This is a genomic window from Embleya sp. NPDC025285, from assembly GCF_055558835.1.
On sequence record NZ_JBVHLU010000128.1, the window covers coordinates 1 to 25,500 of the forward strand.

Consider the following 25,500-nt stretch of genomic DNA (forward strand, 5'->3'; position numbering starts at 1 on the left):
TTCCGGCGGATAGTGCTTCATCCCCACGGGGACTCCGTTCTCCTGAACCATCAAGATCCAGTGTCTTCGATGTCCACACATCAGGGGGAACGCCCCCCATTCCCCAGTACCGGGCCACCGCAGACACGATCGCCCACATCCTGTGGCTCCACCTCACAGACGCAGCCGAAAGCATGGCCAAGGCCGCCATCGGACTCCGCACGGAGTACCACCAGATCGGATACGGCTACCCTCATCCCGTCGAGCAGGTCCGCGGCCTCGCACCCGTGCCCCTGACGGCCGGCCCCGCGCCGTCACCACGAGTCCTCCCGGGCCGCCGCTCCCGCCGCGCAGTCGCCCCTGCCGTGACCCGACAGGCCCCGGTCGCCGCCACCACTCAGGCTCGCCGGAGGTGATCGGGTGTCCCGGTGCCCTGCACGCTCACACCGGACGCCCGCACGCCAGGTCGCGCGGGACGGCCCAGTTGACGCACAGTAACCGTACTGCGGAACCCGAGTTGATGTCCCGGACGGACCGCCCGATCAATGACCGGGCGGTCCTGGCGACGGCGTATTCGGGAACCGCGGTCAGACGTTGACGCCGTAGTCCTTGGCGATCCCCGCCAGGCCGGAGCTGTAACCCTGGCCGATGGCACGGAACTTCCACTCGCCGTCACGGCGATAGAGCTGGCCGAAGACCATCGCGGTCTGCTCGTGCGCGTCCTCGGTCAGCTCGTAGCGGCACATCTCCACGCCCGTCGCCTGGTGCACGACGCGAATGTAGGCGTCGCGCACGCGGCCGAAGGTGTTGGCCGGTCCGTTGTCGTTGTGGATCGACACCAAGAAGACCACCGACTCGGACTGAGCCGGGAGCAGGCTGAAGTCGACGGCGATCTGTTCGTCGTCGCCGTCCCCGGCGCCAGTTTTGTTGTCGCCCGTGTGGCGAACGGAGTTCTCCGGGGTAGCCGGATTGTTGAAGAACACGAAGTGGTTGTCCGTCAACACGCGCCCGTCGGCACCGAGTACGAGCGCACTCGCGTCCAGATCGACGTCGCCGGGACCGGTGTTGACCTTCCAGCCGAGACCGACCACGACACTGGCGATGCCGGGCTCGGATCGGGTGAGTGAGAAGTTGCTGCCCTTGGACAGGTTCACAGCCATGGCGCATACCCCCTGAGATCGAAAGCTCCGATGTACGCGCTCGGGCAGCAGGCATCGCCGCGCAGCTGCTTCTCGCGCTGCGCGGGTTGGCCGCCCGAGCGCCTTAAATCTACAGCACCGTAGAACTTGACGAGCCGGCTCCGATGCGTCGCGTGCTCAGCGAACTGTCGTGCCCCGCAGGTTGCTTGAAGGCGCACGGGTGGCAGCATCCGGCTTGGATGCTCGCCTAAGCTGTGCGTCCCGCGCTGGCAGGCCGCAGCGTGCGATACGTGAGTCCGGCCTTCGGCGTGCGCGCCTCGCCTTGACCACGTGTCGCCCGGATGCTTGGTTCAGGTCGTCCGGATCGGGCGCGATGGTGTCCCCGGGGCGGTACGTGGCTCTCCGGCGTCGAGCGAAGCGTTCGGGAGACGGAGGAAGAGGCCGCCGGCGTCCGGGTGTCAGGCGCCTCCCGTGCTTCCTAGGATTGAATGGCCGGCGTCAAGGCTCCCTCCGGGGAAGCTCGCGTCGGAACATTATTCGGAGGCAATATGACGATTCATCAGGATCCCCGCAGGCCGTCGCAGGCCGGCCGTCGTGGGCCGGGCGAACTCGAGTCGGAGGTCCTCGCGCTGTTGTGGATCTCGACCGGCGCCAAGACCGCCACCTGGGTTCAGCGCGAACTCTCCGGGGACCTCGCGTACACCACCGTGGTGACCATCCTGTCCCGGCTGCACGACAAGGGTTTGTTGGCACGACAGCGCGTCGGCAGGGCTTACGCGTACACGCCCGTCACCGACGAAGCCGGGTTCGCCGCTCGTCGGATGCGGCAACTCCTGGACCACGAAAGCGACCGGGAGGCGGTACTGGCCAGCTTCGTCTCGGAGTTGTCCGCGCGGGACGAGTCGATCCTGCGCGAGTTGCTGGGTGCGCCCGGGCCGGCCGAGAGCGGCGGTTGACCGATGTCGCTCGCCGTCTATCTGCCCTTCCTGCTTCCCCTGACCGCGATCCCGGTGGCCCGCCTCGCGAGCGACCACCTCCACCCGCGGACCGCCACGCGACTGCTGACCGTGGTCGCGGTCGTTCTCGCCACGTGCAGCACGGTCTGCCTCGGCCTGCTGGTCGTCGTGGGGACCGCGCAACTACCGGGCAACCCGTTGCCCGACGGATGGTCGGACGCCGAGGTGCGCGACGCCATACCCCACGTCCGCGTCTTCGGCGTCCTCGCCATCCCGACGTTCGCCGCCATAGTCGCGGGCGTCGTCGTCACGTACCGGCGCGGGCAGGCCGCGGAGCGTTCGGCCCGGCAGGCCGTGGAGTGCGCGCCCACCACGTCCGAACTCACCGTCCTGCCGGACGCCGCGCCCTACGCTTACGCCCTGCGGGGGCCACCGGATCGCATCGTCGTCTCCACCGGCATGCTCGCATCCCTGAACGAGCAGGAACGCCGGGCACTGATCGCCCACGAACGCGCCCACCTGCGCGGCCGACACCACCTGGCCCTCGTCGCGACGCGACTGGCGGCCTGCGCGCACCCGTTGCTGCGCCCGATCCAGGGCACGGTCGCCTACACGGTCGAACGCTGGGCGGACGAGGACGCCGCCGAAAGCGTGGGAGATCGGCGGACCATCGCCCTGGCCGTCGGCAAGGCCGCCCTGGCCTCGAAAGGCCCCGTCCCCTTCGGGTCCCCGGCTTTTGCCGCGGCGGGCCCCGTACCACGGCGCGTGGCCGCGCTCCTGGCCCCGGCCCCGGAGGACACGTGGCCCAAACCCCGCTCCCGGGCGGGTGTCGCGGCACTCGTCGCCGCGACGGGAACCACGATGTCGGTCCTGTCCTCACTGAACGCGGCCGTCGCCTTGGCGCTGATCCTCAAGGCGGCCACCCCGCTGTGACGAATACCGCCTCCCGGCCCGCACGCGCAACGGCGCACGGTCGGGCGCCGAAAGGACGCCGGAGGGATGCCCGACGGACGCCGGACGGCCACCGAAATGCTTTCTACAATCCTGTAGATTCGACGAACACGCGGTGACCGCACGGCGTTTGCCGGATGGCCTTCGCGAGTCTTCCCCGGGCTCCTCGCCCCGTGCGGGCATGCCCACGTCCTCGACGACACGGTCTGTCCATGCGGCGCGATCGCAACCCGGCGACCGTGCCCGTTCCAGCGAAACCGGACCATGACCGACTCTCCCCAGCTCTTACCGGCCCTCGCCACACCCTCCGCGCTGACGGCCCGCTGCGCCCGGATCAGTGAATCCCCGGCCTTCACCGTCGCCGCCTTCGTGCTCATCATCGCGAACGCGGCCGTGCTGGGCGTGGAGACCTACCCGGGGACCGTCCGAGAGTGGCATCGGGAACTCGCCTTGCTGGAGCACGTGTTCCTGGCGGCGTTCACCGCGGAGATCGCCATTCGTGTGGGTGCCTTCGGGAGTCGGCCCGGCGGGTTCTTCCGGGACGGCTGGAACGTCTTCGACCTCGTGGTCGTCGTCGCCGCCTTCGTGCCGTTCGTGCGCGAGAACGCGACCGTCCTACGGTTGCTGCGGCTCGCCCGAGTACTGCGAGCCGTGCGCATGTTCCCGCAGGTTCGCATCATCATCGCGGCGGCGTGGAAGAGCCTGCCGGGCGCGCTGAGCTTCCTGGTCGTCGGCGCGCTCGTGATGTACGTGTACGCGATGGTCGGCTGGATGCTCTTCGCCGAGACCATGCCCCAGCACTACGGCTCCCTCGGCCGCGCGGCGCTCACCCTGTTCTTCCTGATGGCCCTCGACGGCCTCGGTGACATGGTGCGCGACGGCCTGGAGGTGTCGAGGTGGACGCTTCTGTACTTCGGCTCCTACGTCCTCCTCAGCTCCTTCCTCCTGGTCAACCTGCTCATCGGCGTGGTGATCACCTCCTTGGAGGACGCACGCGAAAGCGTGGGACCGACGGTGCCGGACGAGGCCGCGGGCGACGACGCGCCGCTGCGGCGACGCCTCGTCGAGCTGCGCGCGGCAGTCGACGCGGTCGAAGCCGAACTCGAACGCCGGGCGGCCGAAGGATCCTCCGGGCACGAGCCCGGCCGCGCCGGAGAGGGGCCGGATTGACGTCCTGCGGCCATCTAGGGCCGGGACGCCACAGGCTGCAAACACCGAACAGGGGACTCGACCCTCGGGCCGCTTTGCTTTGCTTTTACAATCGAGTAGAAGCAGTGCTTCGCGGGATCGCCGATCGACTTCACTCGGTGATTCCGCTCAACCTCGTGCAGAGAGGCGCCCGCAGCACCGATGGACGATCCGCCACGCAACGCACCCGCCGGTCGACCTTCCACGCGAGGGGTGGGTCGGTGACGGAGATACTGTTCCTGGTCGTCGCCCTGCTGCTCGTGCTGGCCTGCGGTCTCTTCGTCGCCGCCGAGTTCTCCTTGACCACTGTGGACCGCCGCACCGTCGAACGCGCCGCCGCGGCCGGTGAGCGCGGAGCCCAGGGGGTCCTGAAGGCCGTTCGCCGCCTCACCTTCCAACTCTCCGGCGCGCAACTGGGCATCACGGTCACCTCGTTGGTGATCGGCATGTTGGCCCAGCCCTCGCTCGCGGCCCTGCTGACCGGCCCGTTGGAGGGCGCGGGACTGGCGAGCGGGCCCGCCGAGACCATCGCCCTCGTGGTCGGCATCGCGTTGTCCACCGTGTTCCTGATGGTGTTCGGCGAACTGGTCCCCAAGAACTGGGCGATCTCGCACCCGCTGGCGGTGGCCAAGGCCGTCGCGGGGCCGCAGCGTGCGTTCACCGCGGTGTTCTCGCCTTTGATCAACCACCTCAACAGCATGGCGAACCGGGCCGTGCGGCGCCTGGGCATGGAGCCCGCCGAGGAACTCGCGTCCGCGCGCAGCCCCCAGGAACTCGTTGCCCTGGCCCACCACTCGGCCAAGGCCGGCACGCTGGACTCCGACGCCGCCGACCTGTTCGCCCGTGCCGTCACCCTCGGGGACCTGTCCACCGAACAGATCATGACGCCGCGAGTGCGCGTCCACGGACTGCGGACACAGGCCACGGCCGCCGACGTCGTCAACCTCACCCGCGCCACCGGCCACTCACGCTTCCCGGTGTACACGGACAGCCTCGACGACGTCGTCGGCGTCATACACCTCAAGCACGCCCTCGCCGTGCCCGCGAACCTGCGCGGAACCCGAACGGTCGCGGAGCTGAGCCCCGCGCCCGTGCTCGTGCCGGCCACGCTGCCGGTCGACGAACTGCTCGACCTGTTGGGCGGCGAGGAGACGATGGCGATCGTGGTGGACGAACACGGCGGCACCGCCGGTGTGGTCACCCTCGAGGACATCGTCGAGGAGGTCGTCGGCGAGGTCCGCGACGAGCACGACCTTGACGAGCGCCCCGAGATCGTCGCCAAGGGACGCGACCCCCGGGGCCGCGCCCTGTGGGAAGTCGACGGCGGATGCCGCCTCGACCAACTCCACGCGCTCGGGCTCGACGCCCCCGAAGGGCCCTACGAGACCGTCGCCGGGCTGGTCGCCGACCGGCTCTCCCGCATCCCCGAGGTCGGCGACACGGTCGTGGTCGACCACTGGACACTGATCGTCACCGAAGTCGACCATCACCACGCCGAACGCGTCCACCTGATCGCCCCGGCCGAGAGGAACGACGAACCGGAGGGAGAGCACGCGTGACCGCCCTTCAGCTCGCCATCGGCCTGCTCACCCTGATCACCAACGCCTTCTTCGTCGGCGCCGAGTTCGCGCTGATCTCGGTACGCCGCAGCCAGATCGAACCACAGGCCGAGAGCGGCAACAGACGAGCCCGCTCGGTCCTGTGGGGCCTGGAACACATCTCGGCCCTGCTCGCGACCGCCCAACTGGGCATCACCATCTCCTCACTGGTGCTCGGCGTGGTCGCCGAACCCGCGATCGCCCACCTCGTGGAGCCCGCGTTCGACGCAATCGGCATCCCGGGCGGCCTGATCCACCCCATCGCCTTCGTGCTCGCCCTCACCATCGCCACCTACCTGCACATGCTCGTCGGCGAGATGGTCCCCAAGAACATCGCCCTGGCCGCCCCCGACCGTGCCGCCCTCATGCTCGGGCCCGCGCTCGTGTCCCTGACCAAGGCACTGCGCCCGCTGATCTTCGGGATCAACGCTCTGGCGAACGGCATCCTGCGCCTGTTCAAGGTCGAGGCCAAGGACGAGGTCAACGCCGCCTTCACCGGGGACGAACTCGCCGACATGGTCGAGGAAGCGCGCGTGAACGGCCTGCTCGACCACGGCGAGAGCTCCCTGCTCCGGGACGCCCTCGAACTGGGCGAGCGTCCCGTCTCCGAGGTGACCCTGCCCCCGGCCCGAGTGGTCCACGTCGACAGCGACGTGACACCCGCCTGCCTGGAGCAACTCGCCGCCGACAGCGGCTACTCACGGTTCCCCGTCACCGGAGCGGGCACGGTCCGCGGATACCTCCACGTCAAGGACGCCCTGGAAGCCGGCGACCGGGACGCCCCGTTCCCCGCCGACGCGATGCGTCCCATCACCAAGGTCGCCGCGGACACGCGACTCGACGACGTCCTCACGCTGATGCGGCAATCGGGCGGGCATCTGGCGGCGGTCACGTCGGACACCGGTGAACTCGTCGGCCTGGTCACCATGGCCGACATCCTCAAGGAACTCGTCGGACACCGGCCCACCCGGGCCTGAACGAACGACGACGGCGCCCGTCGAGGGGACGGCCTGGCCCCCAGGGCGGACGCCGTCGTGGTTCGTCGGCTCCTGCGCGTCGTTGTCAGCGCCGTCCGCGAGCGAAGACGACACGGTAGAGGATCAGGAGCACGAGCGATCCGCCGATCGCCGCGCCCCAGGTCCTGAGGTCGAAGAAGTCCTTCTCGAAGGGCCGATCGAAGACCTCGGCGGCGATCCATCCACCCAGGGCCGCGCCGGCGATACCGATCAGAATGGTGATCAGGCAGCCACCGGGATCACGACCCGGCAGCAGGAGCTTGGCGATGACGCCCGCGATGAGTCCGAGAACGATCCACGCGATGATGCCCACGTCGCGGCCTGCCTTTCATGGAGGAAGAACAAAGAGTCGGTGCGCCCGGCTCCGGGGGGAGGCTCTCGATACGGGGCGGAAGGGCGCCTATGGCTGCCGTTCATCCAACCGAGACTGCCAAGGCGGCGCCTCGTACCCACCGCTCCGGTGGGGATCGGCTACCCCGGACGGCGGACCGTAGGCCGGTGGATGCAGACGTTGATGGTCGGTGTAGGTGGGGCCGCCGAGCGGGCCGCTGGCGTTCGCCGCCGCCCGCCATTGGTCCTCGGTCCATCCGCGACTGCGGATTCGTTCGGCGCAGGCGCGCGCGGCGTGCGTCAGGGCCAAGGCCACGTGGGGGTCCCGGAGGTGCTCGGGGCCGGCCACGGCGAAGACACCGAGGTGCGCGCCACCGGGTACCGCTCGCGCGACGGTCGCGAGCGCCTCGTTCGAGTCCAGGACCATGCGCTGGAGGTACGTCCGGCTGTGGTCCGGCAACGTGTCGTAGCGGTCGAACGGGAGCCACGCCATGGCCGTGCAGGCCGCGATCCCGAGCACGACAAGCACCACGTTCGCCGGCCACCACGACGTGTGGCGGGTGGGCGACCCGGCAAGGGGGGCCACGAACAACCCCCCGAGGGCTGCGACCGGAACGGCCGCGAGAGCGATCCGCGCCGCGGTCAGCCGGCGGGTGCTCCGTCCCGGATTCAACAGCCTCAGGGCGAACAAGCGGGCTTCGACCGCCCGTACGGCCGGCTTCCCGGCCGCCGCGATACGCAGCTCGGCCCACATCGCACTGCCGCCACGTTGCCGCAGTTCGTCGAGTACGACCGCGCCGACCGGATCGGTTCCACCCCGCCCGCTGGCTGTGACGCGGGTGTCCACGTCGATGCGCACGGCTCCTTGTATGTGCAGGGCCACCGCCGCCACGTCCACCGCGCGGGCGGGACCGCCGGCGAGCAGCGCGGTCTCGTACAGGTCCAGCGAGCCCGGGGACGGCACCTGCCCCTTGCATGCCTTGCCGTCCTTACGGACGGCGTACCCGTGGACGAGTATCGCCGCGAACCCGGACGCGACGAGTACGAGATACACCAACGGACCCACCTGTCCCCTGCCGATCGTCCGAACCGGATCCGATCACGCCCTCAGGTGTCGACGCCGTGATCCTTGGCGATTCCGACCAGCCCGGAGGGATGGCCCTGGCCCACGGCCCGGAACTTCCACTCCGTCCCGCCGCGGTACAGCTCGCCGAAGACCATCGCGGTCTCCGTCGAGGCGTCCTCCGACAGGTCGTATCGCGCCAACTCCGCGTCGTTGGCCTGGTCGACCACCCGGATGAAGGCGTTGCGCACCTGTCCGAAGGACTGGCCGCGTGCCTCGGCGTCGTGAATGGACACCGGGAAGACGATCTTGTCGACCTCCGCCGGGACCGCGACGAGGTTGACCTTGATCTGCTCGTCGTCGCCGTCCCCGGCGCCGGTGAGGTTGTCCCCGGCGTGCCGGACCGAACCGTCCGGGCTGATCAGGTTGTTGAAGTACACGAAGTCCTGGACGGACAACACCTTGCCGGACGCGTCACACAGGAGCGCGGCCGCGTCCAGGTCGAAGTCGGTACCGGTGGTGGTGCGCACGTCCCATCCGAGGCCCACCAGGACCGCGAGCAGGCCGGGGGCCGCCTTGCTGAGAGATACGTTTCCGCCTTTGCTGAGGCTGACGCCCATGCGCAGTGGTCCTTTCCGAACGGTGGAGATCGAGGATCCCTGCCGCCGCCGGCGGCAGTGTCGAACAAACCTTGCTTCTACAGCTGTGTAGAAACGATACATGAAGCCGGTCGCCGGGGCGGGAGTTCGCACGTTTTCCTCGGCGCCGCCGGACCGGCTCGGTTCCGTGGTCAGGCGTGCTCGACGTCTTTGGCGGCGCCGAAGAGGCACGACCGGCTGCGATCGGCCGCCTCGTCCACCGGCGAATCGGGGCTCGTGAGCGCCGGTCGTACACCCGTGGAGGAGGGTTCGGCGCCGCTTTCGGGGTTCGGGACCTCTCGAAGGTGGTCGAAAGCATCTGCGGTGTCGGCCAGTTCCAGTACGGCGGCGGCGACCCGCGAAACCGCGTCGGGCACGCAGCGGAACCCGGGGAAGTCGTTGATGTCGACAATCACCGGACCGTCGGGGCCTTCGATGACGTCCATACCGAAGAGGTCAATGCCGTAGGCGGCACTCACCTCGTGGGCCAGACGTGCCGTGGCGCGCGTCACCGGAACGAGTCTCTCCGCGACCTCGTGGTCCGGATGCAGCGGGGAGCGACGCGTGGCGGCGTAGACGTCACCGCGGATGCCGTACACCTTCAGGTCCGCGCCTTCGTTGGGGACGTACGGCTGCGCGAGCCACGGTCGTTGGTCGGCGAGCGAGTGCCCGAGGTCGGCCAGTCGTTCCGGCGTGGCGACCAGGTGCACTCCTCGGCCCGAGCTGCCGTCCGCCGGCTTGACGACCAGCGGATACAGCTCGTCGGGCACCTGCTTCAGCAGCTCCGGGACCACCGTGAAGTAAGTATCCGGAACCGGGAGTCCGCAGGCCCGGCCGATCACCGCGGCCACCGCCTTGTCACGCACCGCCCTGATCGCGCGCACGTCGTTGATCGTCGTCAGCCCCACTGCCGCGGCGGCTTCCAGGACGGTCAGGCCCGGCCCGTCGGACACCGTCTTGAGCACCCAGGCGTCATATCTGCCGGACAAGACCACGGCCGGCAGGTCGACAAGGCCACGGCCGGGCCGCAGGACGTCGACCCGATGCCCCCACGTGCGCAACTGCCGCACCACGTCGAGGGGAACCCCGTCTTCGGCGTAACGCTCCTCGACGAGAAAGCAGAGTCTCATCCATCCCCCGGAAAGGTCGAAAACTCACCCGCCCGGTGGAAACCCGTGACGGATCGAAGCCACGCCATGACATCCTTCTACAGTCTTGTCGAAGGTAGGTCCGTGAGGGTCCGATCGGCAAGTGGCCGGTGCCAAGGCGCGTCGGCGGCCGTGTGGCTGTACAAGCGGATCGATTCGGACCCGGGGACGACAATGAGCAATGTCGAGACACCGCACGCGCAGACGCCGCGCACGTCCGGTCCGAAGGCGACGGGCACCTCCCTGAGACCCCGAGGGCTCGTGGATCTGCGCGGACTCGCCGTGCGATCAACGGTATTGACCTATCCGGCGGGCGCCGTGGTGGTTGTGTCGGGACTGCCGGGCAGCGGCAAAAGCACCCTGCTGCGACGCTGGTCCCAGACCGGGCGGGTCGTCGACCCCCGCGACGTCCACATCGCGTGCGAAGCCCGGATGCCCGCGAGCGTGCCATACGCGATCTACCGACCGTGGGCGCGGCTTCTCCACCTGCGGAGGCTGCGAGCCGCGGTGCGCACCGGCGAACCGGTCCTGGTCCACGACTGCGGCAGCCGACCGTGGATGCGCCGATGGCTGGCCCGGTCCGCCGCCCGCAAAGGCCGCGAACTGCACCTGGTGATGCTCGACGTCACCGCGGTCGATGCCCTGGCCGGCCAGGAAGCGCGCGGCAGACCGGTCCCCGGACGTGTATTCGACCGCCACCGCCGCCGACTCGAACTTCTACTGCGGACATTGGCGCAGGCGGAGGACACGGATGAATCCGGCCGAATCCCTGTGCCGCCGAGAGTGGCCGAAACCGCTTCCGTACTCCTGCTCGACCGGGAACTACGCGGGCAGTTCCACACCCTCGACTTCGAGCCGACACCGGGGCCGCCTCGGGATTGAACACAAAACCAGCGACTTGCAGCGAGACGAACTCTCTCCGAGGCAGGCCAACAATCCGACGAAGGCGGCCTCGAAATCCACCAAGGGCCCCGCGCGGTCAGAGGTCGCGTGCTGAACAAACCGCTGCGCGCGCCCGAACTCGTCGACGCGCTCGCCTCGGTGCTGGCAGTGCTGACCCTGGACACCCCGGACGTCGCACGACTGCTCGCCGCTCTCGCCGCTCTCGCCGCTGCACCGCAGGGCCGCGACCTGGTCCTGACCGCGCAACAGCACGTCGCCTATCAGCGGCATACGCGGCGCTGGGCCCAGGACCTCGCATAGACGCGCGATCCGACGGTTCCCCTCGGTCCGCGACCCAACCTGCGGACGGAGGGCACCCCGGCTGAACCGATCGCAGGCGCGCGAGCCTGGCGGAAGGCCGAGATCTCCGACAGCCCGTTCAAGGCTCTGTTCTCCCGAAGGAGCGTGAAAGAGAGTCAGGGCGGGATCGTTGGACGGGTGCGGCTCGTGGACGACGACGGGGAAACGGTAAGGCCCGTCTGTCGGTTTCTGGACCACCTCGGCGACCGGGAGTCCCCTGGAGGGCGACACGGACATCTCGGCCGTCGGCTATGAGGATCTGAACGCGTTCGCCGAGGAAGTCCGCCGTCGGTAATCCCTGCCAGAGATCGGGATCGTACGCGCCGCCCACGTCCACCGCACCCGCCGCAACCACGACCGGCGGGCTGGCCACACAGATAACGCCCCGTGCGACGCCAGGTGACGCAACGACCCAGTTGACGCACAGTAACCGTGCTGCGAGGCCCGAAAAGGCCATTTGTGAGCCCGGTGTGAGCCCGGATCTCCACGAGCATGCCGATCTGAGCCGGATTTTTGCCCGCTCACGCGGATTTCCGGAGGAGCGCAGGATCCCGGCGCAACAGCATGTGGTGTTCGTATTGTCTCGTTCGCGCCATTCAGCACCGCCCTGCCGGCGCACCCGAGTAGGGTTCGTCCCAGCCCCATCTGCGCAGGTCACGGCGTGTCCGGGGATACTCGCAGCAGGCTCGATCCGTTACCGGTACTCTGCCGGTGGGCAAAAGCGGGTCACCGCTCGCTGCCCAACCGGGCCGTTAGCTCAATTGGCAGAGCAGCGGACTTTTAATCCGCGGGTTCAGGATTCGATCCCCTGACGGCCCACCACCGGTCGCCACCTTCGTGGCGTTGACCAGCGGCGCTGAAGGTGAGCGCGACGTGAGCGCGCAAGTACATCGCGGGCGTCGGGTGTGCGCGAACAGCGGGAAGCCCTAGTTACTCTCCGCGAACGGTTCGCCTCGCCAGCTGCGTTCGGACGGGCCCCGGCGCCAGGGTGCCGCCCGGCGCATGGATCGAACAGTCAGCACCTAAGGCTGCGACTTGCGGTCCCAGATCTCGCCCGCGAGCTCGGCGGCGTCGAACGCTGTCGCAACCGCCTCCAGAATGGCAGACCCTTCGGTCATGTCGACGTCGTTGTCGTCCACCGCGACGCCGACGAACGCATTGGCCACCATGTCCTGGAGCTGTGCCCGAGCGACGTCCGTCGCGAGTCCCTGCAGCGCGGGTTCGACGATGTCGACGAACGAGCGCACCAGTTGCCCTTGTTCCTCGTTGAGACGGTCGCTGGTCGGCAGGTGAAGCAAGGCGAGGTCCAAGGTTCGCCAGAGTCGTTCAACGATCTCCCAGACCGATGGGCGAAGGTTGAACGGGTTCGCCAGATGTTCCATCATGTCTGCCGTCCGCCGCAGAGAGTCGGTGCGCGCTTCGGCCTCGCGCATCGCCTGCGCGGGAACCGAATTGACCACCTGCATCACTGCGGCTTGCAGCGCTTGGACGTCTATGTGCCACTGCCGTGCGGTGGACAGCTGCCCTATGGAGCGGGTCAGTGCCTCCTGCTGTCGGTGGACGGACTCCTGGTACTTGATCAGCGTTGTCTCAATCGTGAGCACGGTGGACATCTCTCCGCCTCTCGAACCGCAGTGCCTCTCCCCCACCATCTCCCCGCAGCGGCTCGGCCGCTCGTCGGACGCGGGCAGACCGGGCTACGGACGTCCGCTGACACTCGGCCGTCGGGGCCGCCGCTGGCGCGGGGAGCTCGACTTCCCTCAGCGGGGCGCATGCCAAAGGCGTCACCCTGTGACGCTACTTACGACTTCGGGAGTTCGGTCGATCGCCGCGTTCTCCGCCTCGTCGAGGTGGGCCATCGGCTGCCGCCTTTAGATCCGGAAGTCGCACGAGGACCGGGCAGGGACCCTGAGAAAGTGTTGGGCAACCGGGAGCTATTGGCCTTTGGTGTCCTCGGCGAGGCGTCGTGCGGCTTCGGTCTCGATGGGGCCGTTGGGTGTGATCTCCTCGCCGGCGAGGCGAGCGGCCATGAGCCGGATCATGGCGACCTTGATCATGGCCTCGGCGTGCGCCGTCTTGCGTTCGTAGTCCCTTGCCAACCTTCTGCACCGCCCCAACCAGGAGAACGTCCGCTCCACCACCCACCTGCGCGGCAGGACGTGGAAGCCCTTCAGGTCCGCGTTCCGCGGCACGACCTCCAGTCTGACGCCCGCGTTCTCCTCCGCCCATCCGATCAGCCCGTCGTCGACCGAATTGACGTATCCACCGTCCACCCACACGAGTCCCACCAGGGGAAACGTCTTCGACAGACCGGCGAGGACGAGCTTGGCTCCGGCCCGGTCCTGCACGTTCGCCGCATGTACGACCGCCTTCAACAACAGCCCGCACGTGTCCACGAGGATGTGCCGCTTGCGGCCGCGGGTGCGCTTGCCCATGTCGAAACCGATCGCCTCGCCGCCCTGATGGCTGTGCGCGGTCTGCGCATCCAACACCGCCGCGGACGGCTGCGGATCCCGACCGTCGGCGACACGAACCCGGTCCCGCAACGCGTCGTGGACCCGATCCCACGTCCCGTCCGCCGCCCACGCCCGAAACCACCGATACGCCGCGTCCCACGGCACCAGGTCGCGCGGCATCATCCGCCACGCACACCCCGACACCAGGACGTACAGAATGCTGTCGACGACCGACCGGCGCGGGAACTTCAACGGCCGACCACCCCGCGTCGGATCCCGAACCGGCAACAACGGCTCGATCAAAGCCCATTGCCGATCCGTCAACGACGAGTCGTAGGGCGGCTTGCAGACACACACGCACATGCCCGCGATCGTGAGCGACCACCTGCAACCCGCACCGACGATCTACACAACAGACCGAAAACGATCAGTTGCCCAACACTTTCTGAGACGTCACCTGCTGTAGGGAGCCAATCCCTCGTTTCCGGCGACAACCAAGGAGTCGACGAGCATCTGCCACTCGTCCAACTTGCCGAGTTCTTCGGCCGTTCTGCGAATCTCCTTGAGCCAGCTGTTCAAGAACCACGACTGTTTGACCGTGACACGTCCACCTTGAGTGCACAGGTCGGAGACCCAGTGCACGCCGCGGGTGGCCTGCACTTCCGCCGGGAGCTTCCGCAGGATGCCAATGAGTGCGTCTACGGACTTGACCTCCCCGCGGGCGGCAGGCAGCCAATCGTCGATCGACTCAACGAGGTCTTCAGCGCGGACCCAGTCGATGGGTTCACCGACGACCTCGTTGTGCAGGCCTTGCGTCCACGGAAGTGGGTCCGGTAGCAGGGCAGCCGCAGCCCAGTCGCCCCAGTGGTGATCGTGGTAGGGGCTCGGGTCGTGGCTCAGGTAGCCAATGGCGTGGCGCAGCAACGATGGCCAGACTCCTCGGGCAGCTTCGGCCAGGCGTTCGTTCTCCGCACCTGCTGCGGCGAGGCCGTGGAGGAAATTCGACATCAGTCCTGCATCTGCGCGAAGCACATCGAGGTGTTCGAGCACCGGTCCGGCGTCACGGGTCTTCGCAAAGCATTCGAGCAGGGCCCGTGCGGCGACGAGGGTGTGCGTCCCGCGGTCGTCCGCGGTCCAGCCCCTTTTCTCCTGCGCGACCATGGCACGTCGCTCGACGTCGAGGAACGCGGCAAGGAGCGTGGCTGCGCCGTCGGTGCAACAGTGGTCCGTCGACGCGGCTGCGCCGAAACCGCGAATAGCTGCGTCGAGAACCGCGATGTCGACGGAGTCACCCGATAGTTCCTGGAGGCGTTCGGCAACGTCACCGGCAATTCGGACCCTCGACGGTCGCTGAGCGTCTTGGTCCCACGGACCGATTTCCGCGACACGGGCGGACTCGAGCAACCAGTTCGACGCGATCCGGTGGATGCAAGGGTCGAAGTGGCACGGGGTCGTCCAGACGACATCGCATCCTCGCGCCAGGTACAGCCGAGTCTCCAAGGATGCCTTGCCCGCTATCGCAAGACCGGCCTCAGCAACATCTTCGGTCGAGCCGCCAGCCGCTTCCAGCGGGGCGGCCAGTGCCGATGTGAGGAACGCTGGCAGAGCTTGAGCCGCTGCTCGGTCGGCACCAAGGTCGAAGTTCTGGCCCTCGTGGCGTTGGTCTTCGGCGTCCTCGAACGACAATGCGATGCCGATGACGAGCTCGGTTGCGAAGTGTGCTTCGTTGCCCAGCGCCTCCATATCGCCGGTAGCGGCTCGTCCGACCGCTGCTCGGACAACATGAGCGACAGCGTTCACAGGCCGGACCGGCAGCAGGTCTCCCTCAGACTCGAGCAGGACACGGCCTGCCGTCAGGTCCGCGGCGATCTCGTCCGATGAGGGCGGCACGTACTCGGCGTCATGCTTGGCCGAGCCCCAGTACCGATTCTGCAGCCGCATGCCGGTCTGCACGACCTTCTGGTGAGCCGCGTGCGCTTCTTGTGCGGCTCGCACCTCGAGCGGCGGTTCGACCTCGATATAGACCTCATCGCCATGCTGCTTGATTCGGTACCGGTCCGAGTCCAGGCTGGCAGCCCAGTTCTTCGTAAGCCCCTGGCTGATACCGAGCCGATCGCCGTTCTCGACAAGCTTGTCGGCCACCTTCTTCAAAGCCTCGGCACGCAATTGGCCGCCGTGCGTCAGCAGCCACATGGCTACCTCACGCGGTGTCCACTCGCGACGTTCGAGGTTCACGAGACCTTCGGTTGTTGCACGCAGCCCTGAGTACTCACTCGTCCTGCGGCCGAACTCCAACTCCCATACGACCGGTTCGGCGAGGAACAGGTCGAGCTCGGTATCGACGTTCTCCATGTGGCGCACGAGCAGACCGAACAGCATCCCCGGCATTGCCAAGTTCTCGCAGCCGTCCAGGAGGACCTCGACGACGCTCCTCGGCGACGCGCCCCGACTCAACCATGTGTCGGCGACGCGTTCCATTGCCTGGAGCGCGCTCATCGCCGAGTATGGGCCGACCGACGTGCCCCGGTACCAGCTCCAGACATGGCTGTCGCCGACGTACAAGCGGGCCTTGCCGTCAAGGTTCAGGACCGCACCGCGGGCGTCACCCTCTGCGTTCTCCGTCTCGCCATCAGCGTTTTCGTCCCGGGCGCCAGCGGGCCCAGCCAACACGTCTAGCGAATCAAGCCGCGACAGCGTTGCCACGCGCGCCCGCGCACCGCTGTTCAAGACGTTGTTCAACACGCGCACCGAGGTCCGCAACGGCGCTGTCTGGAACAGCTGCCAAAACCCACCGAACCAGTACTGGAAGAACGGTGGTCCGATACCGGTCCACCGGCCCTGATGCATGCGGACACCCTCGTCTCGGTGCCAGCTTGGCTCGTCGTCAATGTAGTAGGCCTCCATCAACATCGCCAATAGCTCCGGGTCCTTCTGTGCCAAGGCTCGAGCGCTCAACGGCGAGTCCGCAGCCGGAGCCAGGAACGCCGGCGCGTCGTCCGCGATGGCCCGAAGGCATGCTTCGACGGCATCGTCGATGTCCGATCCGAGCAGCGCCAACGTTTCGACGAACTCTTCCTTGGTCAGGTGGTAATCCAGCTCGCGTCGGTGTCGACGAAGCTGTGACATCCGCCAGGGCAGTTCGTCTCCGCTGGTTGCGCGCGGAGGGAGCGAGTTCCAGTAGGCAAGGAGACGGTCCCGCAGCCGGATTCGTAGTTCGTTACCGGTCGGCACGTCCGCCAAGGACAGGACTTGCAACCAGTCCGCGAGCAGCTCGAACGACTCCTTCGAGACGTCCCACGGCTTTTCGTCATCGAGGAGAACCTGCACAACGGACTTCGAGATCAAACGGTCGACCAGCCCATTGATCTTGTGCCTCTGCCGAACAATTCGAACCACGTCGCCGAGCGCCAGTCCGGCCGACTGATCCGCGAACGCTGATTTCAGGCATTCGTATGCGAATGGTGTGTCCAGGACCGCCTCCACCGGGGCGTCGGTCCACCGTGGTCCATGCGCTGCCGCGAACGCCCTGAATTGCGAGAGCAGTTCGATGAACTTCCGAACAGGCCGGACGTCCGGTGCCTTCAGCAGTCCCTTGCACGCAAGAGTGGCGGCCGACAGCGCCCACCGGGGTACCCCGATTACATCCAGCAACTCGGTCGGGCTCTGGCCGCGGACTAAAAGGATGGCAGTCGCGTACCGCCGGACTTCGTCGTGTGCGAACTCCGGCTGGTCCCGATACGGACTCGCCGGCGCGAGCAGATGATCGCGGCGCAGCACATCCACCGCTGCAGCATCGACGCCTGCGCCGGGTCGACAGTCCTCGGGCAGTTTCATCGTCGCTGCGGCCACCGCGAGCAACGTGCGTTCGCGTGCCTCCGCCGAACCGACACCAGGGCGTCCATCGCCCCGAACAACCTTGCTCCACACCAGCTGAAGGCACTCCCACTCACCCAGTGAGCTGTCCGGCTCCGCCCCGGTCCGAGCCAGAAGATCCAGCACAACGGGCCTGCGAAGCAGTGAGTTCTCGGGCAGGTCTCGCAGGACCGCACGCAGAAGCGGAAAGTGGTCCGCGACGACCGAGATGTCCTCGTCGCCCAACGGCGTCATCGCGAAAGATGAAATGGGCTTGGCGAATCCCAGCTCCACCTGTTCCCGCACGAAATCCGATGCCACGTCAGATGTCACCGCGACGAGCCCAACGCCAGCCGCAGCCGCAGCCAGCGTCAGGTCACGTAACAGACCGGCAGACCGCTCCAGAGCAGCATCAGCCGCGTCGATGACCAAGACTCGAGCAGGTGCCGACAGCTCTGCGAGCACGTCCTCCATCGGCATCCCGAGCGCAGTACGCAGCTCCAAGCTCGACTGCGGCAGACTGCGGAAGTTCACCACCGCTCCCTGGAACCCGGCTGGGTCTGCGGCTTCCAACTCTGCGATGGCCGACAGTGTCGTTGCGCTCTTACCGATGCCCGACTCGCCGGATACCAACAGGGCCGAAGCGTGGGTACCGGCCTCGCGCAGGGCCTCGGCGAGTTGCTCGCGGCGGTCGGCGAACGAGATCTCGACCGGCCCGCCGGATGACTCGTCACCGATAGTGGTCCGCACACCGGCAACGGCCAGCTTGCGTTGTTCGGCAAGCACCGACCACGCGTGCTGGCTTCGAGTCGCGGCCGAGTCCAAGAGCACGTGAATGTCACGGCGAAGCACTTTGAGGTCCACCACGGCGCCGGTCCGGTCGTAGCGGGTTGCCTCGACCTCGAGGCGGTCCCGGACCACGACCCCGTCGGCGGCAGCCGAGGCCACGCCGTCCAGTGATGTCGCGACCGCCACGCGGTCACCTTCGTCCGGGCTCTGAACCGCGAAACCGAGGATGTGCAGCCGGCCGAGCAGCCGCCAGACCGGCCGCAGGACCTCTTCCGGCGTTGTGTCGTCTTCGACGACCTTCTCGACCATCTTCAGAAGATGCTCGTGTCGCTCACGTACCGGCTTCGACCAGCGGCCATCGACGTTCATGGACGCTTGGAACGACTCCGGGTCGGCATGAGCACGCGCGATGTCGCAGAGCGTTGCGAGCTGGTCCCACTGATTGGACCGACCGGCGGTCGCGACGGCGACCTGGTGAGTGTCGGTGTCGAACTTCTCGACCTCGGCGAGCAGTGACCCGACGAGCTTCACCGTCTCGTCATCACTCTGGACGAAGTTCGGCGTTGCTCGACACGCCACGGCAAGGATGACCTCGGCTGCCTCATCGCCGCACTCAACCAGAAGGTCATCCACCGGGTGCGCCGGACCGGTTTGGAACGACACCTTCCGGACCGGCAGCTCGGATGCCTCTGCCCGTCGTCCACCGGTCAGCATGCCGGCGAGATAGGCAGCCGCTACGCGGTGCGCGAACGAAACACCGCCACCGCCGGTCGCATAGGTGCTCGAACCTCGCTCAGTTTTTCCGGCCGCAGCAGTGACGAATCCGGCGGCCCCCTCCTGAGGAACAGCGGAGGGTGCGGAAGTCGTCTCACCTTCGGACCGACCGGCAGCGACGGGCTCGTTCATGTGCTCCTTGGTGGCATCGTGCTATCAGTGGCCGCACGGCTCACCGTAGCGGTGCGTCGAGTACTCGGTACCACCGTCTCCACAATCTTCAGCTGCGCTGTCGTAGCAGGGCCGCGACGAGCACCTCGCCGCCCTGTCGTCGGTTCCGGGCACCACCAATCCGGCCACGGGCACCGGCGGATCAATGACCGGCCCGCCCTACACCGCAGCCCTCACGTCAAGGCCGACCTCAGCACGGCCCACTCGGCACGACTCTCGGTCAATTAAGGCGGTTTGAACAGGTCGCGAAGCCGGGTCGAGGTCGCGGTGTGGTTGTGATCGACTCGGCGCTGGCTTCGCCTCGGCACCGACGAGGGCATCCTCGATGGCGCCCACCACGCCGTGGGCGGCCTGCCGTGTCAGATGAGCGGGGTGGTCGCCGACGAGAGCAGCCGTTTCGTGGATCCGTACGAGGAGCCCGGTTGTCGCGGGAACGTGGTCCAGACCCTCGGACCCAGTACCGACGTGGACCGGGCCGAGGCTCCAGAGCGTGAGGTCTCCGGGCCGCCGCAGGCACCGGTCGTGTCCGCCTGGAAGCGGAAGCCTCCGGGCGAGCACGACCTCGGACGGCCGGTGCGGCGCCAGCGCCGTGTTCGCCCACGCACGCTGCAGGGCGAACGCTACGACGTCAGCCCCCGAAGGGGTAACACACCGAAAGAGTCGGAACCCGGCACCTCCCGTGGCGGGTTCCGCTGGCCGCCCCGCACGGCTCGCGTTCGCCCGGGCCGCCGGTGCCCACATGGGGGCTTCCGGGTCCCCGACAGGCACAGCCCAGGCGTGCGCTGGCGCACGAACCGCACCCTCTCGAACTCGGCGAAGACGGCAGGACGTCGAACCCGCCGCGCAGGTTGGGCTTTCGGATGACGCCACCAGCGCTGGCCCTGACGGCCCCTGCGGTTGATGAGAAACGGCGGCGTCCGAAACATCGGCCCGCAGCGCCTTGACCACGATCCTCAACCGTTCCGACGACCGCCGTTGCTCGGGGTTCAGGGCCCCGGACGCGCGGTATTGCCCGCGAAGGTACTGCAAGAGGTTCTCGACATCGGGCTGCCCGTCCTGGGCCGCCGGGCCACGCGCGGCGGTGATCGCGGTACCGAAGACAATGGGCAGTTCACCCCACCCGTACTGCCGGAGAGGACGATGCAGTCCAACACCACGGAGCTGAGCAACGCCGGTCACCCGGGCGAGTACGCAGGACTCGACACGCCCTCGCTGTTCCTCGACGGACCCGACAAATGCCGATCCGGGGGCTGGGGTATACAGGCCGTCACCCGTTCCGCAGCCACCAGATGATCCCGACAACGATCGTGTTCCCGATGGCCGCAGCGGCACCGTGCGCAACACCGGTGAAAAAACGTCGCCCGTGGCGCGAGGCCCGACGACGAACGGCTGTCGATCCAAATCTGCTGAACAGTGCCATGACAGCCTCCCTGGGATGTGTTGTCTCAAGCCTCCCGGGGGATTGTTCGGGGGTTCCGCTCTTGGACGCCTTGCGACAGTTCGTGATTTCGGCGAATGCCTGACCTGCGTCGTCGACTTCGGGAAACTGACAGTGGGACACTTCGAGACAGTCGGGAGATGCGGTGGCCGGGCAGCGCGGAACCCTGGGGGTCGCACTACCCGACAAGACGACGGTCCCGCCCGGGCCCCGTCGCGACTTCCTCGTGGCCCTGCATCGCCTGTACGTCGAAGCAGGCCCGCCGGGGCTGCGAGCGATCGCCAAGGGCATCCGAGACGACTCGTCCCTGGGTTCGACGTTGAACCACTCGGCACTGGGTCGCATCCTCAACGGGGCAGTCTTCCCGAAGGGCTACGCGCTACGAACACTGGGCACATGGCTCGCCGGGGAGGCGAAGAAACACGGAACAGCCGCTGACGAGGCGGAGATCCTCCGCAGAGCCCTCGAGGAGAGTTGGCAACAGGCGAGGCCATCACCAAAGAAGGGCACATCGGGTCTCGGTCGCACGGCCCCCGAGCACTCCGGAACGGCGTCGGCGTCACCCGAAGAGACACGAGGCGACGTTCCCTGGAGCGGCGCAAGAGATGAACGGCTGGTCCTGGGAGGGATGCTCCTCGAGAAGGACGCCATCGCCGATGTCGTGGAACACCTGAGGGCGAGGGACTTCTCCCACTCGGCGCACGCCTCGATCTACGAAACCATTCTCGACGTGTACGCGAACGGCGATCCGGTGGACGCCGCCTCCGTCAGCGCAAGGCTCGACAAGAGTGTGCGGGTGCAAGCGGACCAGTCGGTTCAGGATTACCTGGACGGTCTCGTCGCGAAAGCTCGCATCGCGAACGAGATCGCAGAGTCGTGCGCGATGCGGCTCGTCGACCGCGCCTTCCTTCGCGACCTCGTGCTCCTGGGACGTCGGGTCGACCGGGAACAACTCTCCACCGTCGAGGCGGACGTCGATGCGCGGGCCACCGCCATGAGCACGGAGATGAGTCTGCGTCGGTTGCTCAAGCAACGCGAGGAACCCGACCAGGGCGAGTTCGGCTGGGAGGGCGCACTCGACGAGATCGAGGCCGTCAACTCTCGCGGCATACCAACCGGCGGGATCTCGACCGGGTTTCCCCAGCTCGACTACCTGATCGGTAGCCTCCGGCCCGGGCAACTGGTCGTCGTGGCCGGAGACCACAGCATGGGGAAATCCACCCTGGCACTCGACTTCGTTCGCTCGTGTTCGATCACCCAGGGATTGGCGAGCGTCTTCTTCTCCTGCGAGATGACAGATAGCGAGATCCGCATGCGACTGCTGTCCGCAGAGGGGCGAGTCCCCCTCTTCCGTCTTCGCTCCGGCGGTCTTCAAGACGAGGAATGGACACGACTTGCCCGCCACCTCAAACTGGCGGCTGCTCCCCTTTACATCGAAGACTCACCTCGACTCTCGATGCAGGACATTCGCGAACGAAGCCAGTCGCTCTCGGCGCGCAACGACCTGCGCCTGGCCGTCGTCGACTGCGTACAACTCGTCGTCGCACCCGACATCGACCACGACGGGCCACGCTCCCTCGCCCGCTCCTTGAAGCACCTGGCCCGTGACCTCAAGATCCCCGTGGTCGTCGTGTCCCGCCTGATCGCGGGTATCGCAGCCCGATCCGAACGCCCACCGAGTCTGTCGGACCTGGAACCATCGCTCCTGGACGAGGCCGACGTCATCCTCCTCCTCCACCGCGAAGACGCCCACGACAAAGATTCGCCGCGCGCCGGCGAAGCCGACCTACAAGTGGCAAAGCAACGCAGCGGCCCAACCGGAGTCGTCACAGTCGCCTTCCAGGCTCACTACTCACGGTTCATGCCGCTGGACCCGACCGATCCACCGACGGCATAGGGCTCGGGCACCCGGCTCTCGCGCAGACTGCCCCGTGAGGCCGAACACCAGTCGAGTGCCCAGCCACCATCCTGACAGAAATGGCCCAAAACCAGGTGTTCGGTGATGATCGGCCGAAATCCCTGGCATATCGGCAAACCGTGGCGTCGCTCAACGGCGGCTCCTAGCTTTGGAATGTGCTCTCACCGACACGAATCATCGGCGAACGACTCTTTCTGCCGGACGACCGCGTGGGCGCGTCTTGATACCCCCCGAGCCGACTGGCCCGGTACACGCGACCGCCACCTGGTTCCGTCTGCACGACCCCGAGCACTCCCGATTCGGCGAAGCCCTTCGTCGGTCCCTCGACGAGGTCCTCGACGGCCAACGCACCGGTCGCTACGACGTGGCCGAACTGGAGAAACCCGAGAAGACCTACCTCGCCGCCAAGGTCGGCATCGTCTGCCGTGCCGCACACGGCTTCCCCGCGGGTACGACCCACTACCTCGTCGCCGGCCACCGCGTCCACCCACGCTTCTCCCTCCCCCGCGAAGCCCTCGGCCACGTCGGCCTGTTGCTCACCGCCGACGACGAACAGTCACGCTTCTCCGTCGGCCTTCTCCACATCACCGAGGACGCGGTGCTGCCCGGGTCGCCCGAGCGGAAATATCGGCTGTCCCCCACAGGTCGCCGCGCGATCCACTGGCTCGTGCGCTCCGGCGACCTGCCGGAAAACTTCCTCCTGCACCTGCCGGCCCACACCCGCGACCTCATCCTGGCCGACCGCGTCTCCGGCCAAAGGCGCATCAACGAACTCTTCCGGCACGTCCGTGACCGCATCATCCCGCGCGAACCCGTGGCCACCATCGCCCACCAGACCGACCCGGCGAAACGCGTGCGCGACGCCCGTCGGCACCTCCGCGACGAAGGCATCATCATCCTGGGCCACCAACGCGAGCACCCGGACATCGCCCGCGAGCTCCGGCTCTCCGTGCCTGCCAAAGGATCGTGGATCTCGACCCGCATCGTGCCGGCTCGCCTCGACGACCCCCGCCCCGCCACAACCATCGCGGGCACCTCCTACGTGCGCGCCCGACCAACCGACACCCCACGCCCCGGCCCGGCGGACTACTGACCCGGTCAAGGCGGTCGCTTCTCGCCCCGATCTCGTGTGCACTCCGTTCGACCGCCACGAGGCCGAAGCCGATGTGACCGAGCCTTGCGAACTCGCCCCGGCTGGGCCGCGATCGGCCTCGATCCCACCACATTACCCAACCACTTCGGGTGGCAACCGACCCCGCCGTCGGAACGTGGATTCGTAGGCGTATCCGAGATGGGTCGGGCGCAGCCCCATTACCGCCGCCGCCGCTAACCTTGCCGCTTCTCAAGCTGCCCTTGCCCATGCCTTGCCCGCCCCTTCCGAAAAGACCGGATCGGCCAAGGATCAGGGTCAGGACACGTGCCGGGCCGGCGAGTGGACACGCGCCGGGCGGATCTTCGACTCCGAACGCGGATTTCCGCGTCCTTTCGGATCGGGTGCGACTCGTCGAACAGGCAGCCCAGTGTGCCCAATGCATGCACGTCGGCCGCTCGTGGCGCTGCCCGGTCTCCGGCATCCGCATCTACATCCATGCAGGCCACAGGGGGTCCGACGATACGGGAAGCATGTTCTATGCGATACCGGTACGCTGCCTGTGGGCAAGAGCGGATCACATCGCGACGCCCAACCGAGTTGACGGCCCGGCCGACAGAGCAGCGGACTTTTCATCTGCAGGTGCAGAGTTCGATCCCCTGAAGCCCCACCCATCGGTCACCGTCTTCAAGGCGCTGAACAGCACGTTTGCAAATCGCGCCGAGCCGACCGTCGCTCATCAAGCACCGAAGGTGAGTGCGGATGTACACGGCGGGTGTCAGGTGTGCGCGAAAACCCTCCAGCCCCCTGATCACTCTCCGCTACGGAAGCCGCCCTCCAACGGCGCGTCCGGCACTCGGATTCGCTGATCGCCGGGGTCGCCGCCGCATCGGTGGCCGGTCGCTGCGTTCGTCCCGGCGGACGTCCTCGTGCGGTTTCGGGAGTGCCCTCGGTGGACAGCCGGCACCCTGGGTGCTCCGGTTCGGGGAGCGGGGTCGTGGGTGGGCGTCGGACGCGCGTTGCTGGTGGGGATCGGTCGCTTCGACGCGGATTCGTCCCGGGGCGAGGCGGCGGTCGGGGCGGCGGCGTGGTCGGATCTGCCGTTCGTCGCCGACGTCGTCCGGTCGGTCGCGGCGGCCCTGGATCGGCTGGGCTACACGACCGACGTACACATGCATCCGGACTCGGTCGCGTTGCAGTCGGCGGTGAACGGGGCGTTGGGGTCGGCGCGGGTGGTGTACGTCGCGGGGCACGGGGACGCTGATCCGGGGGATCCGTCGCGGGTGGACGTGGTGCCGGCGGACGCCCGCGTGGGTCGGGATACGAACGTCACGCAGTGGGTGAACGACGCCCAGCGTATGCAGTCCCCGACGCTGTTCCTGCTCGATCTGTGCCGGTCCGGGCGCGCTGCGAGCCTTGCCCATGTCGTCCATCGCTCCGGGAGGGACGTGAAGGCCTGGGTGATCGCAGCCTCGTCCGGTGATCAGGACTCGTTCGACGGGTTGTTCAGTCGGGTCGTCGCCGAGGTGCTGGATGATGTCGCCCGCACCGGCCTGGACACCGATCCCGCCCAGGCGTACGTGAAGTTCTCCGTGGTCGCCCGTCACGTCCATGCCCGGATGCTGCAGCGCTCGCCGTTCGCACAGGACGTGTGGAGCACGCCGCTGGACCCCTGAGGTTTCCCCTTGATCATGGACACCTTGAAACTTGGATCGTGAGGTCCAGGAAGGGAAGTCCAAGTGGGACGTCCGTCGAAGTACACGG

The 25,500-nt window shown here is 67.6% G+C and carries 19 protein-coding genes and 1 tRNA gene; 12 read left to right on the forward strand and 8 right to left on the reverse strand.

All coding sequences use genetic code 11. The annotated features are described in order from the left end of the window. Positions 1-566 precede the first annotated feature (566 nt). A complete protein-coding gene (locus tag ACZ4FV_RS45765) occupies positions 567-1,139 on the reverse strand; it encodes a TerD family protein (RefSeq protein WP_465326862.1) in 573 nt (190 codons plus the stop codon). Between the two features lie 527 nt (positions 1,140-1,666). On the opposite strand from ACZ4FV_RS45765, the gene ACZ4FV_RS45770 reads away from it, so the two are divergent. From ACZ4FV_RS45770 to ACZ4FV_RS45790, 5 genes are all read left to right on the forward strand, one after another. Next, positions 1,667-2,074, forward strand: coding sequence for a BlaI/MecI/CopY family transcriptional regulator (locus ACZ4FV_RS45770; protein ID WP_465326864.1), 408 nt, complete (start codon positions 1,667-1,669; stop codon positions 2,072-2,074). 3 nt (positions 2,075-2,077) lie between these two features. Next, complete coding sequence (locus ACZ4FV_RS45775; RefSeq protein ID WP_465326866.1) at positions 2,078-3,007, forward strand: M56 family metallopeptidase; 930 nt, start codon at positions 2,078-2,080, stop codon at positions 3,005-3,007. A 282-nt stretch (positions 3,008-3,289) separates the two neighbouring features. Continuing rightward, the gene (locus ACZ4FV_RS45780; protein WP_465326868.1) at positions 3,290-4,195 is read left to right on the forward strand and encodes an ion transporter; all 906 of its coding nucleotides are present in this window, start codon (positions 3,290-3,292) and stop codon (positions 4,193-4,195) included. A 239-nt stretch (positions 4,196-4,434) separates the two neighbouring features. Continuing rightward, entirely contained in the window at positions 4,435-5,772 is a 1,338-nt protein-coding gene (locus ACZ4FV_RS45785) for a hemolysin family protein (protein ID WP_465326870.1), read from the forward strand. After that, on the forward strand, positions 5,769-6,788 hold the full coding sequence (locus tag ACZ4FV_RS45790; protein ID WP_465326872.1) for a hemolysin family protein: 1,020 nt from the start codon (positions 5,769-5,771) through the stop codon (positions 6,786-6,788). Before ACZ4FV_RS45785 ends, ACZ4FV_RS45790 begins: the two co-directional genes overlap by 4 nt. Before the next feature lie 85 nt (positions 6,789-6,873). Here the strand turns inward: ACZ4FV_RS45790 and ACZ4FV_RS45795 are convergent, their stop codons facing one another. The 4 genes from ACZ4FV_RS45795 to ACZ4FV_RS45810 all read right to left on the reverse strand — a co-directional run bounded on the left by ACZ4FV_RS45795 (position 6,874) and on the right by ACZ4FV_RS45810 (position 9,988). Then, positions 6,874-7,140, reverse strand: coding sequence for a GlsB/YeaQ/YmgE family stress response membrane protein (locus tag ACZ4FV_RS45795; RefSeq protein ID WP_465326874.1), 267 nt, complete (start codon positions 7,138-7,140; stop codon positions 6,874-6,876). Positions 7,141-7,227: 87 nt separating this feature from the next. Continuing rightward, on the reverse strand, positions 7,228-8,211 hold the full coding sequence (locus tag ACZ4FV_RS45800; protein WP_465326897.1) for a TIGR04222 domain-containing membrane protein: 984 nt from the start codon (positions 8,209-8,211) through the stop codon (positions 7,228-7,230). Positions 8,212-8,264: 53 nt separating this feature from the next. Next, positions 8,265-8,840, reverse strand: coding sequence for a TerD family protein (locus ACZ4FV_RS45805; RefSeq protein ID WP_465326876.1), 576 nt, complete (start codon positions 8,838-8,840; stop codon positions 8,265-8,267). A gap of 170 nt (positions 8,841-9,010) precedes the next feature. Continuing rightward, entirely contained in the window at positions 9,011-9,988 is a 978-nt protein-coding gene (locus tag ACZ4FV_RS45810) for an ATP-grasp domain-containing protein (RefSeq protein WP_465326878.1), read from the reverse strand. A gap of 192 nt (positions 9,989-10,180) precedes the next feature. Between ACZ4FV_RS45810 and ACZ4FV_RS45815 the strand changes: the two genes are divergently transcribed. The 3 genes from ACZ4FV_RS45815 to ACZ4FV_RS45825 all read left to right on the forward strand — a co-directional run bounded on the left by ACZ4FV_RS45815 (position 10,181) and on the right by ACZ4FV_RS45825 (position 12,070). Next, positions 10,181-10,888: an AAA family ATPase gene (locus tag ACZ4FV_RS45815; RefSeq protein ID WP_465326880.1), complete on the forward strand. Its 708-nt coding sequence runs from the start codon at positions 10,181-10,183 to the stop codon at positions 10,886-10,888. Between the two features lie 108 nt (positions 10,889-10,996). Continuing rightward, positions 10,997-11,209 (forward strand): hypothetical protein, encoded by a 213-nt coding sequence (locus ACZ4FV_RS45820; protein WP_465326882.1) that lies wholly within the window; start codon positions 10,997-10,999, stop codon positions 11,207-11,209. A gap of 785 nt (positions 11,210-11,994) precedes the next feature. Continuing rightward, positions 11,995-12,070: transfer RNA gene (locus ACZ4FV_RS45825), tRNA-Lys, on the forward strand. 200 nt (positions 12,071-12,270) lie between these two features. Here ACZ4FV_RS45825 and ACZ4FV_RS45830 read toward each other — a convergent pair. The 3 genes from ACZ4FV_RS45830 to ACZ4FV_RS45840 form a co-directional block, all read right to left on the reverse strand. Next, positions 12,271-12,861 carry a hypothetical protein gene (locus ACZ4FV_RS45830; RefSeq protein ID WP_465326884.1) on the reverse strand — a complete coding sequence of 197 codons (591 nt, stop codon included), beginning with the start codon at positions 12,859-12,861 and terminating at the stop codon, positions 12,271-12,273. Positions 12,862-13,182: 321 nt separating this feature from the next. Then, positions 13,183-14,067: an IS5 family transposase gene (locus ACZ4FV_RS45835; protein WP_465326886.1), complete on the reverse strand. Its 885-nt coding sequence runs from the start codon at positions 14,065-14,067 to the stop codon at positions 13,183-13,185. 90 nt (positions 14,068-14,157) lie between these two features. Then, positions 14,158-19,251, reverse strand: coding sequence for a hypothetical protein (locus tag ACZ4FV_RS45840; protein WP_465326888.1), 5,094 nt, complete (start codon positions 19,249-19,251; stop codon positions 14,158-14,160). 1,014 nt (positions 19,252-20,265) lie between these two features. On the opposite strand from ACZ4FV_RS45840, the gene ACZ4FV_RS45845 reads away from it, so the two are divergent. The 4 genes from ACZ4FV_RS45845 (at position 20,266) to ACZ4FV_RS45860 (ending at position 25,412) form a co-directional block, all read left to right on the forward strand. After that, positions 20,266-20,583 carry a hypothetical protein gene (locus tag ACZ4FV_RS45845; RefSeq protein ID WP_465326890.1) on the forward strand — a complete coding sequence of 106 codons (318 nt, stop codon included), beginning with the start codon at positions 20,266-20,268 and terminating at the stop codon, positions 20,581-20,583. A 290-nt stretch (positions 20,584-20,873) separates the two neighbouring features. Continuing rightward, positions 20,874-22,625: a DnaB-like helicase C-terminal domain-containing protein gene (locus ACZ4FV_RS45850; protein WP_465326892.1), complete on the forward strand. Its 1,752-nt coding sequence runs from the start codon at positions 20,874-20,876 to the stop codon at positions 22,623-22,625. A gap of 241 nt (positions 22,626-22,866) precedes the next feature. Then, the gene (locus ACZ4FV_RS45855) at positions 22,867-23,739 is read left to right on the forward strand and encodes a NaeI family type II restriction endonuclease (protein WP_465326894.1); all 873 of its coding nucleotides are present in this window, start codon (positions 22,867-22,869) and stop codon (positions 23,737-23,739) included. Positions 23,740-24,737: 998 nt separating this feature from the next. Further along, positions 24,738-25,412 carry a caspase family protein gene (locus tag ACZ4FV_RS45860; protein WP_465326895.1) on the forward strand — a complete coding sequence of 225 codons (675 nt, stop codon included), beginning with the start codon at positions 24,738-24,740 and terminating at the stop codon, positions 25,410-25,412. The last annotated feature ends 88 nt before the right edge of the window (positions 25,413-25,500 follow it).

Coding starts and splice junctions, on each gene's coding strand:
- ACZ4FV_RS45765 (WP_465326862.1), bottom strand. CDS start 1,139: ATGGCTGTGAACCTGTCCAAGGGCAGCAACTTCTCACTCACCCGATCC.
- ACZ4FV_RS45770 (WP_465326864.1), top strand. CDS start 1,667: ATGACGATTCATCAGGATCCCCGCAGGCCGTCGCAGGCCGGCCGTCGT.
- ACZ4FV_RS45775 (WP_465326866.1), top strand. CDS start 2,078: ATGTCGCTCGCCGTCTATCTGCCCTTCCTGCTTCCCCTGACCGCGATC.
- ACZ4FV_RS45780 (WP_465326868.1), top strand. CDS start 3,290: ATGACCGACTCTCCCCAGCTCTTACCGGCCCTCGCCACACCCTCCGCG.
- ACZ4FV_RS45805 (WP_465326876.1), bottom strand. CDS start 8,840: ATGGGCGTCAGCCTCAGCAAAGGCGGAAACGTATCTCTCAGCAAGGCG.
- ACZ4FV_RS45810 (WP_465326878.1), bottom strand. CDS start 9,988: ATGAGACTCTGCTTTCTCGTCGAGGAGCGTTACGCCGAAGACGGGGTT.
- ACZ4FV_RS45815 (WP_465326880.1), top strand. CDS start 10,181: ATGAGCAATGTCGAGACACCGCACGCGCAGACGCCGCGCACGTCCGGT.
- ACZ4FV_RS45830 (WP_465326884.1), bottom strand. CDS start 12,861: ATGTCCACCGTGCTCACGATTGAGACAACGCTGATCAAGTACCAGGAG.
- ACZ4FV_RS45835 (WP_465326886.1), bottom strand. CDS start 14,067: ATGTGCGTGTGTGTCTGCAAGCCGCCCTACGACTCGTCGTTGACGGAT.
- ACZ4FV_RS45840 (WP_465326888.1), bottom strand. CDS start 19,251: ATGAACGAGCCCGTCGCTGCCGGTCGGTCCGAAGGTGAGACGACTTCC.